Source organism: Pseudomonas sp. KBS0710, assembly GCF_005938045.2.
Lineage (GTDB): Bacteria > Pseudomonadota > Gammaproteobacteria > Pseudomonadales > Pseudomonadaceae > Aquipseudomonas.
Window position 1 is genome coordinate 6,018,380 of sequence record NZ_VCCF02000001.1, and the last position, 15,109, is coordinate 6,033,488.

Here is a 15,109-nt window from a genome sequence, read left to right on the forward strand (position 1 = left end):
GCGATGCATCCCAATGATGATGACCGCACCCAGTTCATGCCGCGCCCAGGTGGCCGTGCGCCAGAACCTGCACGAGCTGAGCCGGCACCGCTGTCGATGCCGGCGGCACCGATTCTCACCGGCAAAAGCCAGGGCCTCAACCCGCTGGAAAGCGCCGCCGGGCCGTTGTTGGCGTTGTTGACGCGCCTGCGCAACACCATCGCCCACCCAGCGCCGGCCAGCCTGCGTGCGCAGTTGCTGGCCTACCTGCGCCAGTTCGAAGAACGCGCCGAGGCCGCCGGCGTGGCGCGCAACGAAGTGCTGCTGGCGCGTTACGCGCTGTGTACGGCGCTCGATGAAGCCGTGCTCAGCACGCCGTGGGGCAGTGCCAGCGACTGGGGCAAGCAGAGCTTGTTGATCACCGTGCACAACGAAGCCTGGGGCGGCGAGAAAGTCTTCCAGTTGCTCGACCATTGCCTGCAAAGCCCGCGTGAGCGCCTGTGCCTGCTGGAGCTGTTGTACCTGTGCATGTGCCTGGGTTTTGAAGGCCGCTACCGCGTGATGAATGACGGGCGCAGCCAATTGGAAGCCCTGCGTGAGCGCACCGCCGCCGCCATTCGCAGTGCGCGTGGCGAGCACGAGCGCGAGCTGTCGCCGCATTGGCGCGGCGTGACCGTGGCGCGTGATCGCCTGGCGCAGTTCATGCCGCCGTGGATCGCCGTGGCCATTGGCCTGGCGCTGCTGCTGGCGTTGCTGTTTGGCTTGCGCATGAAGCTGGCGTCGGATGCGGAGCCGGTGTTCAAGAATATCCATGCCCTGGGCGAGATTCCGGTGCAGGCCATCGACCGCCCGGTGGCGCAGCCCAAAGTCATCGAGCGGCCGCGTTTGGCCGGCTTCCTGGTGGAAGACATCAAGGCGGGCCGCGTGGCGGTGGAAGACAAGGTTGACCGTTCCGTAGTGACGATCCGCGGTGATGAACTGTTCGCGTCTGCCAGCTCCAGCATCCGCGATGACTTCGAGCCACTGATGCTGCGCATCGCCGACGCCATCCGCAAGGTCAAGGGCCAGGTACGCGTCACCGGCCATAGCGACAATCGCCCGATTGCCACGCTGCGTTTCCCGTCCAACTGGGCATTGTCCGAAGCACGCGCCAAGTCGGTGCTGGAAATTCTGGCGGCCAAGACCGGCCAGGCGGATCGCTTCAGCGCCGAAGGCCGCAGCGACACCGAGCCGGTGGCTACCAACAGCACTGCCGAAGGCCGTGCCCGCAATCGTCGGGTTGAAATCACCGTATTGGCGGAGGGCGTCGAGTGAAGGCGTTTTTCAGTTTCATGATTCGCTGGGTGATCCCCGTGCTGGGCCTGATTGCCCTGAGCCTGATCATCTGGTTTGTGGGGCCGTTGCTCGATGTGCTGATGCCGGAAGGGCGGCGCTGGGCGCTGATCATTCTGGTGTTTGCGCTGTGGATCGCCTACCGCGTAGTGCGCATTATCCAGGCGCGCCGCCAGGCCGCCGAAGTGATGCGCAGCCTCGCCGCCGAAACCCCGGCCGACCCCAACAGCGTGGCCACGGCCGAAGAGTTGTCGACCTTGCGCCAGCGCATGGACGAAGCCCTGACCTTGCTGAAAAAGGCCAAGCTCGGCGGTGATGAGCGCCGCAACCTCTATGAGCTGCCGTGGTACGTGATCATCGGCCCGCCGGGTTCGGGCAAGACCACCGCGCTGGTCAATTCGGGCCTGCACTTTCCACTGGCTGCCCAGTTGGGCGCCGGTGCCGTGCGCGGCGTTGGCGGTACGCGCAACTGTGATTGGTGGTTTACCGACCAGGCCGTTTTGCTCGATACCGCTGGCCGCTACACCACCCAGGACAGCAACTCCACAGTGGATAAAGCTGCATGGCTGGGCTTTCTCGACCTGCTGAAAAAGCAGCGTTCGCGTCGCCCGATTGATGGCGCGTTTATCGCCATCAGCCTGTCGGATCTGCTGCTCGGTACGGATGCCGAACGCGCCGCCCATGCGGCCGCGATTCGCCTGCGGATCCAGGAGCTATACACCCAGTTGGGCGTGCGTTTCCCGATCTACCTGATGCTGACCAAGCTCGATCTGGTGCCGGGCTTTATGGAGTTCTTCGACAACCTGAGCAAGGAAGACCGCGCCCAGGTGTGGGGCATGACCTTCGCCCTGGACGACGGCAAAAACAGCGACAGCCCGTTGGCCCATCTGCAAAGCGAATTCGCGGGGCTTGAACAGCGCCTTAACGAACGGCTGGTGGAGCGTCTGCAACAAGAGCGCGACCCGGCACGGCGCGACCTGATCTACGGCTTCCCGCAGCAGTTCGGCGCGTTGAAAGATTGCCTGCAAAGCTTCCTCGAAGGCGTGTTCAAACCCAATGCCTTCGAAGAGCGCGTGTTGTTGCGCGGCGTGTACTTCACCAGCGGCACCCAGGAAGGCAGCCCGATTGATCGCCTGATCGGCGCCATGGCCCAGAGCATGAACCTGGACCGCCAGCACCTGGCGCGCCAGAGCGGCACCGGGCGCAGTTATTTCATCGAAAAACTGTTCACCGCCGTGGCGTTTGCCGAGCGTGGGTTGGTAGGTGTGAACCCGAAAGTCGAGCGCCGCCGCAAGTGGATTGCACGCGGTGTGCTGGCAGCTACCGTCGCCTTGGTGGTGGTGGTCAGTGGCCTGTGGTGGGTAAGTTATCGCGCCAACCAGGCGTATATCGCTCAGGTTGATCAGAAGGTCGCGCCGCTGGGCCAGGCCGTACAGAACCTCAGCCCGGCGCAGCGCGAAGTGCTGGCAGTGTTGCCGCTGCTCAACGCGGTGAAGAGCCTTGCGGGTGATTCGCCAAGCTGGTCTGAAGGCCTGGGCCTGTATCAGGGCGATATGCTTGAAGCCGAATCCGCCAGCGTCTACCGCAAGCTGTTGATCGCCGTGTTCGCGCCGCGACTCGTGACGCGCATCGAAGAACAACTGCACGGCGGCGGCACGTCCGACTTCCTTTACGAGGGTCTCAAGGCCTACCTGATGCTCGCCGACAGCGAGCATTACGACCCGGACTTCATCAAGGCCTGGATCGCCCTGGACTGGGACCGCAACCTGCCACGTGACCTGCCGGCCGATCAGCGCCAGGCGTTGACCGGGCACTTGCAGGCGCTGTTCGACCGCCACCCGCCCAATGCGCGTCTTGACCCACGCTTGATCGACGACCTGCGTCGCCAGTTGCAACAACTGCCGGTTGCACAGCGTGTTTACGACCGGGTCAAACGCCAGAAACTGCCCGAGGGCATTGCGGACTTTCGCCTCAACGAAGCCGCCGGCCGTGATGCTGCGCTGGTGTTCAGCCGTAAAAGCGGTAAGCCATTGGGCGAACCACTGAGCGGGTTTTTCACCGCCAAAGGCTATCGCCAGGCGTTCCTGCTGAGCAGTCTGAACCAGACCGGTACCCTGGCCGAAGAGCAATGGGTGCTGGGCCGCGAGCAAGCCGATCAGCAGAACGTGGTGAGCCTGGCCGCCGATGTGCGCCGCCTGTACTTCCAGGACTACCAGCGCCAGTGGGATGCGTTGCTTGCAGACATCGACTTTGTGCCGATCACCAGCGTGGCCCAGGCGGCCGATGTGCTGCGGGTAATTTCCGGCCCGACCTCGCCGCTGAAAAAACTGCTGGTAGCTGTCGCCAAAGAGACTGACCTGCAGGCTGAAGAACGCCAACTGGCCGCCAAAGGCGTGCCGGTAGAAGGCGGTGTCGACAAGCTCAAGGAGCGCCTCGGCAGCCTGCTCGGCCAGGAGCAAGCGACGGCCAATGCACCTGCCGCTGCGGATGACCCGGTGACCGCGCACTTTGCCGAACTCAATAGCATCGTCAGCAAAAACGAAGGCGAACCGGCGGCCATCGACGGTCTGCTGGCGGACATGAACGCGCTGTATGTGCAAGTCAGCGCCATGGTCGGCGCCAGTGGCGACGCCTTGCTCGGCGAGGCCAAGAACCAGGCGGCGGCTGCGGCCACGCGGGTCAGCCTGAATGCCGAACGCCAGCCGCCGCTGGTGCAGGGCATGGTCAAGTCGGTGGTCAACTCCACCACCAACAGCATGATGGGCGGGGTGCGTAACCAACTGAATGCGGCGTGGGTGAGCGAAGTGGTCAACGTGTATCGCCAATCGTTGGCGGGGCGTTATCCGATGTCGCCGGGCAGTGCACGGGACGCCACGCTGGATGACTTCGGCCAGTTCTTCGGCGTGGGCGGGGTGATGGATAACTACTTCCGCAAATACCTGCAGCCTTACGTGGATACGTCCGCGCAGACCTGGCGCTGGCAGCCGGGCGCGGCGCAGAAGCTTGGGATTGCGCCGGGCGTGCTGCAAACCTTCCAGCGTGCGGCGGCTATTCGTGACGCGTTCTTTAGATCGGGGGGCACCCAGCCGATCGTGCGTTTCGAGCTCAAACCGGTGTCGATGGACCCGACCATCACCCAGTTCCTGCTCGACCTCGACGGCCAGCAACTGAGCTACGACCACGGCCCAAGCCGTCCGGTGGCGATGCAATGGCCGAACCCCGGCAGCATTGGCGTGGTGCGTATTTCGATCACGCCGCCGTCAGCCAGTGGCCGTTCCGGCGTGACCCTGGACGGCCCGTGGGCATGGTTCCGTCTGCTGGAGCAATCGGACCTGAGCGCCGGCAATTCGCCGGACCGCTTCAACCTGCGTCTGCGGGTCGACGGCGCGAGCATTGCCTACGAGTTGCGCGCCAACAGCGCCTTCAACCCGTTCAAGAGTCGCGTACTCAGTGGCTTCAGCCTGCCGGAGCGGTTATGACCACGCTGGGCTTCTACGGCAAATTGGCCAGCCGCGGTGACTTCGTCAGCCGCGCCTTGCCGCAGAGTTTTATCGGCCCGTGGGACAGTTGGCTGGCGGCAGGTTTGCTCGCCAGCCAGAGCAGCCTGGGCGGCGATTGGCTCAATGTGTACCTGGTCAGCCCGTTGTGGCGTTTTGTGTTGGCGCCGGGCGTGTGCGGGCCGGACGCGGCGGCAGGCGTGGTGATGCCGAGCATTGATCGGGTCGGGCGCTATTTCCCGTTGGCGGTGGTGGCGTTGCTTGATCACGAGACTAATCCGGCGTCCCTGGTGGGCGGCCCGGATACGTGGTTTGAGCAGGCTGAAGCGCTGTTGCTCAGCACGCTGGAGGCTGGCGCTACGTTTGAAGGCTTCAACGATGGCGTCGACAGCCTGGGCATCCCGGCCAGTGAACAACGCGCGGTCGACAGTCGCTTCGCGGGCCTGCAGCGGGTCGCCGCCACCGTGCCCCACAGCCGCATGACCGCACTGGCCGAGCAGGCCTGTGAAGGCGCCAGCCTGTGGTGGGGCCGTGGTTCAGAACGTATTTCCCCAGGTTTATTGCGGTGCCAGGGTTTGCCTGCTGCCGGCGATTTTGCGCAGTTTTTGCTCGGACAAGAAGGTGTGGTGTAGATGGGGGCGACGTTTAAATCAGCGAGCAAAAGCCATGTGGGCATGGTGCGTCAGGTCAATGAAGATGCGTGCCTGGACCTGCCGGAAAACCGCCTGTGGGTGGTAGCCGATGGCATGGGTGGGCATGCGGCCGGCGATTACGTCAGCAGCCTGATCGTCGACAGCCTGCGCAATGTGCCGGTGGGGCGCTCTCTGGATGAATACTCGGCGGCCCTGCGCAATGACCTGATCCGCATCAACGCCAGCGTGCGTGAAGAAACCGCCAACCGTGGCGTGACCATGATGGGCAGTACCGTAGTGGTGCTCGCCGCACGTGGCCTGCGTGGCGTGTGTTTATGGGCCGGCGACAGTCGCCTGTACCGCCTGCGCGAGGGGCAGTTGGACAGCATTTCCCGCGACCACAGCTACGTGCAAGACCTGCAAGACAGCGGCCTGCTCAGCGAAGCCGACGCGCGCGTGCACCCTCGCGCCAATATCGTCACCCGCGCGGTGGGCGTGGAAGCCCAGCTGGAAGTGGCGGTGGCTGACCTGCTGATCGCTCCCGGCGACAGCTACCTGCTGTGCAGCGATGGCCTGAACAAGACCGTCGAAGACCATGAGATCCGCGAAGTATTGGGCCATGACGCGCCGGACGAAATCGTGCGCAGCCTGGTGCACCTGGGGCTTAACCGGGGCGCGCCGGACAATATCACTGCCATTGTCGTGAAGGTCTCGCCATGAACATTGTGATCCCGGGCTACGACATCGAAGGCGAGATCGGCGAAGGAGCCATGGCCAGCGTGTACCTGGCGACCCAGCGCTCGCTGGAGCGCAAGGTGGCCTTGAAGGTGATGGCGGCGGCACTGGCGGCCGACCCGAGCTTTTGCGAGCGTTTTCTGCGTGAGGGCAAGACCCTGGCGCGCCTGTCGCACCCGCACACAGTGACCATCCATGACATCGGCAATGTCGGTGAGCTGTACTACATGGCCATGGAATACCTGCCCAACGGTACGCTCAAAGAGCGCATCGCCGCCGGCCTGACGCCGGAGCAGGGCGTGACGCTGATTCGCCAGATTGCTTCGGCGTTGGGCTATGCGCACGCCCAAGGGCTGGTACACCGCGACGTCAAACCGGCGAACATTCTGTTTCGCGCTGACGGCACCGCCGTGCTGTCGGACTTCGGCATCGCCAAGTCCCTGGACGATCGCACCCAGTTCACTCAAGCCGGTTTTGCCGTGGGCACGCCGAGCTACATGAGCCCGGAGCAGGCGCGTGGCCAGGAAATCGATGGCCGTGCCGACCTGTATGCGCTGGGCGTGGTGCTCTACGAAATTCTCGTCGGCAAGCTGCCGTACAACGGCACCGATGCGCTTTCGACGGCGTTGGCGCACCTGACCGAGCCGTTGCCGGAATTGCCGGTGCACCATGGGCGTTATCAGGACGTGTTGCGCAAGCTGTTGGCCAAAGATCCGACCGAGCGTTTTCCGGACGCGGCGGCGTTGCTGCGCGCACTGGACCAACTGCCGGACGATTCGCCGGAAGCCACGCTGGTGCGGCCGTTGCCAATTCCGCTGAGTGTTGACTTGGCCGGAATGACGCCAGTATCCATCGAGATTCCGACCGAAAAACCCCAGCCGCAACCGCTGCGTCAGCCGGTGGTGACGCCAACGCAACACCGCGCTGTGTCCGAGCAGCGCCGTGGGCCTGTGTTGGCGCTGGCGGCAGTAGCCGTGGCGGTTGCGCTGGCCATCGGCGGTGCCAGTTACTGGTGGTTGAGCGGCAGCGATGAACCTGCCAAACCGCCTGTCGCCGTGGTGCCCAAGACCACACCGCCGCCAGCGGTAACGCCGGTGGTGGCCGAGGCGGATGGCGGTCAGCGGCCGTTGCTGATGGCCGGTAAAAAGACCTTGTTCCAGCGCGTGCTCAGCAAGCCGGGCGCCAAGCTGTCCCATGATGCCGGTGGTGCAGCAGGTGAAGCCCTGCCAGCGTTTTCGGTGCTCTACGTTTACCAGCGCAAAGACATTGACGGCAGCCCGTGGGTGCGTGTCGGCGCCGCTACCGATGGGCGCAGCGATGGTTGGCTGCCTGCCGCTCAAGTCAGCGACTGGAAGCAAAGCCTGGTGCTCAAGTTCACCGAGCGCTCGGGCCGGGCGCCGGTGATGTTCTTGCGCCAATCGGCTGAGGTGGAAAAGCTGTTGGCTGATCCCGCCGCCGCCAAAAACGTGTTGGCCAAGGCGCAGAAGAACCGCGAAGACAATCAACAGGTGCTGGCGCTTGAGCCGACGGCCAGCGCCGTGCCGCAAAACCAGTTTTACCTGCTGCCGATTTTTGATTCCAAAGAAAGCTTCGACGAAAACGGCCAGCCGGTGCAGTTGCTCAATGTGGCGTCCATCGACCCGGGCAGCGCGGCGGCCAAGCCGGCCACCAAAGCGATCGCTGCAGACGCTTTCCGCACGGCCGTGGTGTTGGTAGTCGACACGACGGTTTCGATGCAGCCCTACATCGATCAGGTTCGCGATGTGGTGCATGAACTGCAAACCCGCATCGCCGAGCGCGGCGAGCTTGATAGCGTGAGCTTCGGGCTGGTGGGCTTTCGCAACAGCATCAAGAAAACCCCCGGTTTGGAATACGTCGCCAAGACGCTTATCACCCTGGATCAGGGCCGCGACCCGCAGCGCTTCCTCGACATGGCGCGTCAGGTCAAAGCGTCTACGGTGTCCAGCCATTCGTTCAACGAAGATGCATTTGCCGGGGTGATGCAGGCGGTCGATGGTATGGACTGGTCCGGCTATGGCGGGCGCATCATTCTGCTGGTAACTGACGCTGGCGCACTGCGCAAAAACGATCCGTTCGCCGCCACGCAGATGAACGAAGCCGAAGTGCGTCAGGCGGCACTCGGTAAGCAGATCAAGATTTACGCCTTGCACCTGCGCACCGACGCCGGCAAGAAAACCCACGCCGGTGCCGAAACCCAGTACCGCGTGCTCACCGCCGACGCCAACCCGCAGATCGGAGACCTTTACACGCCGGTGCCCGGTGGGGATGTGCACAAGCTGGGTGAGCGGGTCGATGAGATCGGCACGGTGTTCGCCAATCTGGTGCACCAGGTACGCAGCGACACGCCGCAACCGGTACCGTTGCTGAGCGGCGCGCCGAGCCTGGCGGACAAATCTGCAGCGGTCGGCTACGCCATGCACATGGACTTCCTCGGGCGCAAAACTGCAAGCCAGGCGCCGCAGTTGGTCAGCGCCTGGACCGCCGACCGCGACCTGACCAACCCGGCGCTGCCGGCGTTCCAGGTGTGCGTGATGCTCACCAAGTTGCAGCTCAACGACCTGCAGCAATCGCTGAAACTGATCGTGGATGCCGCGCGCAAAACCCAGACCTCGCCCAAGGACTTCTTCCAGGAAATCGCCAGCGCCTCGGCTTACATGAGCCGCGACCCGCAGGCCCTGCGCAAGGGTGGCAACCTGGCTGATGGCGGCTTGCTCGGCGAGTACCTGGAAGGCCTGCCGTATCGCAGCAAATCGCTGAACATGACCCAGGACTTGTGGTTGTCGCTGAGCGTGGCCGAGCAGGAAGACTTTATCGACGAGCTGGATTCGAAAATCCGCCTCTACGAAACCTTCCACAATGACGTGGCCAACTGGGTCCGATTCGGCGATGCCGAGCCGGGCGATGCGTTGTACCGTGTGCCGTTGTCGACGCTGCCGTAATGCTGAACTTGAGCGCGGTGCACAAAAGCCGGGGCACGGGCAGCCAGCGTTACAGCCTGGTGATTCCGGCTTTGCAGCTGCGTGCCGGTGAGCAGTTGGCGATTGTCGGGCCCAGTGGTTGCGGCAAAAGCACCTTGCTGGATCTGTTGGCGCTGGTGTTGGCGCCGGATCACGTTAGACAGTTTGAATTTCACCAGGCCGACATCGGTGGGCTGTGGCGTGCCGATCAGCAATCCACACTGGCTGCGCTGCGCCGCCAGCACTTGGGTTATGTGTTGCAAACCGGCGGCCTGCTGGGCTTTCTCGATGTGCGTAGCAATATCGCCTTGTCGCGGCAATTGCTCGGTTTGCAGGATGACGGCAGCGTGGCGCGCCTGGCCCAACAGCTGGAGATCAGTGACCAGTTGGCGAAGAAACCAGCGGATTTGTCAGTAGGCCAACGCCAGCGCGTGAGTTGCGCCCGTGCCCTGGCCCATGCGCCGCAGCTGGTGCTGGCGGATGAGCCGACCGCGTCGCTGGACCCGCTGAATGCCGAGCGCGTGATGCAAGCGCTGCTGGCCCAGGCCCGCGAACAGCGTGCCGCCTGCGTGATCGCCACCCATGACGAACCCTTGGCCCGCGCCAGTGGCTTGCAGGTACGGCGCATCGGTTGCCGTCGTGACCCTGACGGCGGCGTCACGGCCATGCTCGGGGAGGTGTGCTGATGCGCATCGGCTTGGTGGCGTCGTTGGCTTGGCAGGATTACCGCAATGACGCCTGGCTGTCGGCCTGTTCGGTGCTGGCGCTGGTGGCGGTGATTGCGCCCTTACTCGTGTTATTCGGCCTGAAATTTGGACTGGTTGGCAGTTTGACCGAACGCTTGGAGACCGACCCGGCCACCCGTGAAATTATCCCATTGGGCGGTGGCCGATTCAGCCGCGAATTTATCCAGCAGCTTGGCCAGCGCAGCGATGTGGCGTTTGCCGTGCCGCGTACCCGGCAAATTGCGGCGACTGCGCAGGTGGGTACGCTGACGTTGGAAATGCTGCCGACGGCGGCGGGTGATCCATTACTCAGCGGTTGGCCGATGCCCAAGGGCCTGGACCAGATCGTGCTGAGCCACACCGCCGCCGAAAAGCTCGCGGCGCGGCCTGGCGACTGGCTGGAAACCAGTTTTGCACGGCAAGTGGCGGGGCGCGTCGAAGCCCAGCGTACGCGCCTGCAAGTGCTGGCGGTGTTGCCGCTGGCAGCTTTCGCCCGTGATGGCTTGTTTGCGGATTTGGGTTTGCTGGAAGCAGCGGAAGATTACCGCGATGGTCGCGCCGTACCGGCGTTGGCTTGGGATGGGGATGCGATGGGCGTCAGCGAGCAGCGTGTGTATCCGGCGTTTCGTCTGTATGCGCGCAACCTCACCGATGTAGAGCCGTTGCGGGTGTATTTCGCCGGGCAGAATCTGTTGGTGTCGACCCAGGCACAGACCATCGCCCAGGTGCAGTCGTTGAGCCGCAACCTGTCGCTGGTGTTCTGGATTATTGCCGGGCTGGCCTTGGCCGGCGCGTTTGCAGCGATATTCGCCGGGGCGCTGGCGGCGGTTGCACGCAAGCGGCGGGAATTGTCGGTGTTGCGCCTGCTGGGGTTCTCCACCGGCGCACTATTGCTGTTTGTGGTGGTGCAGGCGCTTTACAGCGCAGGTTTTGCGGCCTTGCTCAGCGCCGGTCTGTATGGGCTGGCCGAGGCAGGTTTGAATCAAATGTTTATGCAGGTGCCGGGCGAATACGCCAGTCACCTGCTGGCGCGTCACTACGGCCTGGCCCTGGTTGCAATCCTCGGCGTCAGCGCCGTGGCCGCGGTTTGTGGCGGTTGGCGAGTGGCGCGGGTCCAGGCTTCTGAAGGAATCAGAGATGTATAAGTTACTGGGCGCCTGTGTGGCGCTGAGCTTGGCTTCGCTGGCGTGGGCCGATGAGGCGAGTGACAAGCTCGATAACCCTAAACCGTTGCCCGATGACGTGAGCCTGCCGCTGCCCTGCGAAGGCAACATGGTGTTTCGCTACGCCTATGTGCTGGCCCAAGGCACGCTGGATGACCGCGAGATCAGCCTCGGTTACCCCTTTGCCGAAGGCGAGGCGGGTTATCAGCAATCGTTTATTTCCGGCTACCGCCGCGACTTTATCAATGGCCAGTTCACCCTCAAGGACTTGCCCAAGGGCTGGAACACAGTCATCGCGCCGTTGATGCCGAAAACCGACGCCAAAACCCCGCTCAAGCCGATGCTGTATTTCATCGGCAAGTACGAAGTGACTGCCCGCCAGTATGCGCAAGTGATGTCCCAGGCACAGTCACTGGCCAGCGGCGAACCGGCACCTGCGTGTGATGCACCGACCGGCATGGCCGCGCGTTTGCCCAAGGTAAAACTGTCGCGTTTCGAGGCTGAACGTTTTTCGGCGGTGTACAGCGCCTGGCTGATGAAATACCACCGTGAGCTGCTGCCGGTGAGCGGGCGCGGGTCTTCCGCAGATGACGGCGGTCTGGGGTTTGTACGCCTGCCCACCGAAGTGGAGTGGGAATACGCCGCACGCGGTGGCCAGGCGGTGAGCCGTCAGGAACTGGAAGGGCGCCTGTTCCCACGCCGCGTCGAAGGCAGCGAAAGCGACGGCCCGCTGGGCGATTACGCGGTGTTCAACCAGGTCGCCGGCGGCACTGGCCAGGCGGCACGCTTGATGCCCATCGGCACCAAATTGCCCAACCCGATCGGCCTGTTTGACGTGATCGGCAATGCGGCGGAAATGGTTCAGGAATCGTTCCAGCTGGTACATGCCGGACGTCGCCAGGGCACCTACGGCGGCTTTGTGGTCAAGGGTGGCAACTACCTGGAGGGCGAGGGCACGCTGTTTACCGGTATGCGCCGTGAGTACCCGTTGTTCGCGGCCGATGGCACTGAGCAAAGCAACGAAACCACCGGTTTTCGTGTGGCAATCGGTGCACTGTCGGCGCCGCGCTCGCGCTACAAGGAACTGTTTGCCCAGTGGCAGAAAGAAGGCCGCCTGGCCTCGCTGACTGACGCCATCGATGACGCCCAGGACCCGACCAAGCGCCTGGACAGCATCATCGCCGCCAGCGTCGACCCCAAGCTGCAAGCCGAACTCGGCCTGGTCAACGAAGAGCTGAAACGCAACGTCTCGCTGATTGCCCAGCAACGCGAAGAAGCGGCGGGCAACCTGATCCAGTCGGCCGCGTTGGTGGCCGAGACCATCAGCAACTACAACATCCGCCTGGCCAACTTGCAGAAGAGCCGTCAGCAGGCCAAAGACAACAAGGATGAGGCCAGCGCGCAACTGTTCGATATGGCCATCACCAATGGCCGCAGCGCCCTCGACGGCGCCGTGGCAATTTACATCGACAACCTGGCCACCGGCACGCGCTACACCGATGCGGTGATCCAGGCCCAGTTTCAACGGATCAAGGAAGAGTTGGATCGCAAGCCAGTGCTCGGCAAGAGCCTGGTGACGCGCGCAACACTGTTCGTTCGCCATGTCGGCAACTACCGCAAGCAACAGCGGGCCGACCCGGCAACGATCTTGAAGGAACTGCTCGCAGCGAGCGGTCAGCGGTCTTGACCGTTGGTTGTGCGGCGAGCTTGGAAGGGACTCAGGCGGCGGTGGGCCGTGCTGGGCAAGTCAAACTTAACAGAGAACACACCTATGCTTTTTTCCCGTAAGGCGGTTTCCAAGCGTCACCTGCTGTTGATCGCAGCCGGTTTCAGCACCGTATTGACCGGTTGCGCCACGTCGCCGGCCTCCAAGGTCGCGTCGAGCACCAAGGTCGAGTACTACCCCAACTGCTACGAGCCGGTGCAGCACTTGCGTGCTACCGATTCGAACATGACCAAATCGGTTGTGACGGGTGCTGCCTTGGGCGCAGCCGGCGGTGCATTGCTGGGCGCGCTGACCGGCGACTCCGACAAGCGCGGCCGCAATGCCGCCATCGGTGCAGCGGGCGGTGCCCTGGCGGGTGGCGCGGCGGGTTACTACACCGAGCGTCAGAAGCAGATTACCGATGACAACCAGCGCATCGCGTCGTACTCCACCGACTTCAATAAAAGCGCCTCTGACATCGACCGCAGCACCGCGTATGCCAAGGCATCCCAGCAGTGCTACCAGAGCGCATTCACCAAGCTGGTGAATGATCGCAAGGCCAAGACCGTCAACGACACCGAAGGCCGCAAGCGCCTGGCGGAAATCGTGGCTGGCTTGAAAGAGTCCAATGACCTGATCGTTGCAGTGAACGGAAAGGCCAGCGAAGATCTGAACAACTACACCCAGGCTTACGAGCAAGACCTGAAACAAGTGGGTGTGCAGCGTGCTGACGTAGTGACCGTGGCCCAGGCCGACACGACGCCGCAGGTGGTGCCGGCGAAAAAAGGCAAGACGCCTGCCAAAGTCGCCAAAAAACCGGTGTTGCCAACCGTGCCGAAAGAAGCGGTGACCACCGAGAAGAGTATTCAGACCGTGCAAACCAAGCAGGCTGAAAGCAAGCAGGTCGCCAGCGCCGGTAAGGCGCAGATCGAAGGCACCTGCCGCGATCCGAACCTGGCCGACTGGGCGCCAGTGCCGTGCCCTAACGTTTAAGCAACATGTTGCTATAAGCGTTAAACGCCTGCCGATCTCCTGCTAAAGCGCGAGATCGGTGGCGTTCTGTCGGTAAATCGTTACACTGCTGCGGCCACTTAATAAATACACTGAGGCTGTGTGCATGAAATTTCGTCTTCTGCTGTGGGTGCTGGGCCTGATGATGGGCAAAGCCAGCCGCACCAATCCTGCCTTTCAGCAACAGCTGGGTGACAAAGACCTGGCGTTCCAGTTGCAGACCCTCGACGGCAAAGTTGCCCGTCACTTCATCGTCAAAGACCAGCGCATCACCAGCCGCTCAGGTGTTCACCCAGCGCCGGCCTTTGCTATCGCCTTTAAAGATGCCGCCTACGGTTTCGCCACGATGCAGGCGAAGAACAAGCAACTGGCGTTCATGACGGGGATTCAGGACAAGTCGATCCAGATCAAGGGCAACCCGGCGCTGGTGATCTGGTTCCAGGGGCTGACCAAGTATTTGAAACCGCGCAAAAAGACGGTGCGTTAATCGTTGTAATGTATTTGGGGCTTTAATAGCCCCAAACAGGTTAGTCAGGCCGGGCATTAATGATCTCATCCCGGCCCCGCTTGGCCCCATCGATTAGCACATCCCGGCGGAACTCACCCCACGCTTTGGTGATCTTGCTACCCGTTGTGAAAGCTTCAAGTTTGATATTTGCAGACGCCTCTTCAGCGACGTGAATATCAGTCTTTCCCGAGTAGACCGTAACATCTACGTGACCAGCTCTAGCGCGTATCGTGTCATGGGTTCCCGACGAGTAAATTTGAGTGAGCCTGGGCGCATAGGCAGGTATATCGGTGGAAAAAAAGTTTTCTCCGCTGTCACCATAAAGCCTGCTATTGCCGGCGCCCCCAAACAGTTTATCGTCGCCGGCTCCGCCGTGTGCAGTTCCTCCGCCCGTGCTGAGTTGCACTTGGTCATCGCCATCTCCGGCATCTACCTCTGTAAAGCCACCGCCAGCCTGTATGAAGTCGTCACCGTCTCCTGATTTGACGCGAGCGGTGACCCTGACGTTGTCATCGATTTTTATAAAGTCGCTGTATTGGCCTGTCGTGATGTTAAGGGTACTTTGACCAGAGTTTGGAAGATACAACGGGTGCGGTTTGCCGTTTATATGCGCGACAAGGTTGTCATTAGCGTCTTTTTTTATTCTGATGTCGGCCCGTTGATGAGTGACGCTGATAGTGACGACAGGGCCGTTTGAATCACGATCGTGAACGATTTTTACGGTACTTTCCTGCTTGGGTGCAGGTTGATCATACCGTGCAAAAAAAGAGATGGGTGTGGGTGAGGCAATGACTGTCATAACAGGGTTCCAGTGTAAGTCGGGTATATAAATTCCCGGTGAATG

The 15,109-nt window shown here is 62.4% G+C and carries 11 protein-coding genes; 10 read left to right on the forward strand and 1 reads right to left on the reverse strand.

What is annotated here, in order from left to right:
• Nucleotides 1-3: 3 nt before the first annotated feature.
• From FFI16_RS27375 to FFI16_RS27420, 10 genes are all read left to right on the forward strand, one after another.
• Nucleotides 4-1,293: a DotU family type VI secretion system protein gene (locus tag FFI16_RS27375; RefSeq protein ID WP_138813288.1), complete on the forward strand. Its 1,290-nt coding sequence runs from the start codon at nucleotides 4-6 to the stop codon at nucleotides 1,291-1,293.
• The gene (gene tssM, locus FFI16_RS27380; RefSeq protein ID WP_138813289.1) at nucleotides 1,290-4,790 is read left to right on the forward strand and encodes a type VI secretion system membrane subunit TssM; all 3,501 of its coding nucleotides are present in this window, start codon (nucleotides 1,290-1,292) and stop codon (nucleotides 4,788-4,790) included. The genes FFI16_RS27375 and tssM overlap by 4 nt, the downstream gene beginning before the upstream one ends.
• On the forward strand, nucleotides 4,787-5,440 hold the full coding sequence (tagF, locus tag FFI16_RS27385; RefSeq protein ID WP_138813290.1) for a type VI secretion system-associated protein TagF: 654 nt from the start codon (nucleotides 4,787-4,789) through the stop codon (nucleotides 5,438-5,440). The genes tssM and tagF overlap by 4 nt, the downstream gene beginning before the upstream one ends.
• The gene (locus FFI16_RS27390) at nucleotides 5,441-6,160 is read left to right on the forward strand and encodes a PP2C family serine/threonine-protein phosphatase (protein ID WP_138813291.1); all 720 of its coding nucleotides are present in this window, start codon (nucleotides 5,441-5,443) and stop codon (nucleotides 6,158-6,160) included.
• The gene (locus FFI16_RS27395) at nucleotides 6,157-9,135 is read left to right on the forward strand and encodes a serine/threonine-protein kinase (RefSeq protein WP_138813292.1); all 2,979 of its coding nucleotides are present in this window, start codon (nucleotides 6,157-6,159) and stop codon (nucleotides 9,133-9,135) included. Before FFI16_RS27390 ends, FFI16_RS27395 begins: the two co-directional genes overlap by 4 nt.
• Nucleotides 9,135-9,839, forward strand: coding sequence for an ABC transporter ATP-binding protein (locus FFI16_RS27400; protein ID WP_138813293.1), 705 nt, complete (start codon nucleotides 9,135-9,137; stop codon nucleotides 9,837-9,839). Before FFI16_RS27395 ends, FFI16_RS27400 begins: the two co-directional genes overlap by 1 nt.
• Complete coding sequence (locus FFI16_RS27405) at nucleotides 9,839-11,023, forward strand: ABC transporter permease (RefSeq protein ID WP_138813294.1); 1,185 nt, start codon at nucleotides 9,839-9,841, stop codon at nucleotides 11,021-11,023. Before FFI16_RS27400 ends, FFI16_RS27405 begins: the two co-directional genes overlap by 1 nt.
• Entirely contained in the window at nucleotides 11,016-12,728 is a 1,713-nt protein-coding gene (locus FFI16_RS27410) for an SUMF1/EgtB/PvdO family nonheme iron enzyme (RefSeq protein WP_099488280.1), read from the forward strand. The genes FFI16_RS27405 and FFI16_RS27410 overlap by 8 nt, the downstream gene beginning before the upstream one ends.
• A gap of 84 nt (nucleotides 12,729-12,812) precedes the next feature.
• Nucleotides 12,813-13,739 carry a type VI secretion system-associated lipoprotein TagQ gene (tagQ, locus tag FFI16_RS27415; protein WP_138813295.1) on the forward strand — a complete coding sequence of 309 codons (927 nt, stop codon included), beginning with the start codon at nucleotides 12,813-12,815 and terminating at the stop codon, nucleotides 13,737-13,739.
• A 124-nt stretch (nucleotides 13,740-13,863) separates the two neighbouring features.
• The gene (locus FFI16_RS27420) at nucleotides 13,864-14,244 is read left to right on the forward strand and encodes a helicase (RefSeq protein ID WP_073843428.1); all 381 of its coding nucleotides are present in this window, start codon (nucleotides 13,864-13,866) and stop codon (nucleotides 14,242-14,244) included.
• Between the two features lie 40 nt (nucleotides 14,245-14,284).
• On the opposite strand, the gene FFI16_RS27425 is transcribed toward FFI16_RS27420, so the two are convergent.
• Nucleotides 14,285-15,064 (reverse strand): hypothetical protein, encoded by a 780-nt coding sequence (locus tag FFI16_RS27425; protein WP_138813296.1) that lies wholly within the window; start codon nucleotides 15,062-15,064, stop codon nucleotides 14,285-14,287.
• Nucleotides 15,065-15,109: the final 45 nt, after the last annotated feature.

Coding starts and splice junctions, on each gene's coding strand:
- FFI16_RS27375 (WP_138813288.1), top strand. CDS start 4: ATGCATCCCAATGATGATGACCGCACCCAGTTCATGCCGCGCCCAGGT.
- tagF (WP_138813290.1), top strand. CDS start 4,787: ATGACCACGCTGGGCTTCTACGGCAAATTGGCCAGCCGCGGTGACTTC.
- FFI16_RS27390 (WP_138813291.1), top strand. CDS start 5,441: ATGGGGGCGACGTTTAAATCAGCGAGCAAAAGCCATGTGGGCATGGTG.
- FFI16_RS27395 (WP_138813292.1), top strand. CDS start 6,157: ATGAACATTGTGATCCCGGGCTACGACATCGAAGGCGAGATCGGCGAA.
- FFI16_RS27400 (WP_138813293.1), top strand. CDS start 9,135: ATGCTGAACTTGAGCGCGGTGCACAAAAGCCGGGGCACGGGCAGCCAG.
- FFI16_RS27405 (WP_138813294.1), top strand. CDS start 9,839: ATGCGCATCGGCTTGGTGGCGTCGTTGGCTTGGCAGGATTACCGCAAT.
- FFI16_RS27410 (WP_099488280.1), top strand. CDS start 11,016: ATGTATAAGTTACTGGGCGCCTGTGTGGCGCTGAGCTTGGCTTCGCTG.
- tagQ (WP_138813295.1), top strand. CDS start 12,813: ATGCTTTTTTCCCGTAAGGCGGTTTCCAAGCGTCACCTGCTGTTGATC.
- FFI16_RS27420 (WP_073843428.1), top strand. CDS start 13,864: ATGAAATTTCGTCTTCTGCTGTGGGTGCTGGGCCTGATGATGGGCAAA.
- FFI16_RS27425 (WP_138813296.1), bottom strand. CDS start 15,064: ATGACAGTCATTGCCTCACCCACACCCATCTCTTTTTTTGCACGGTAT.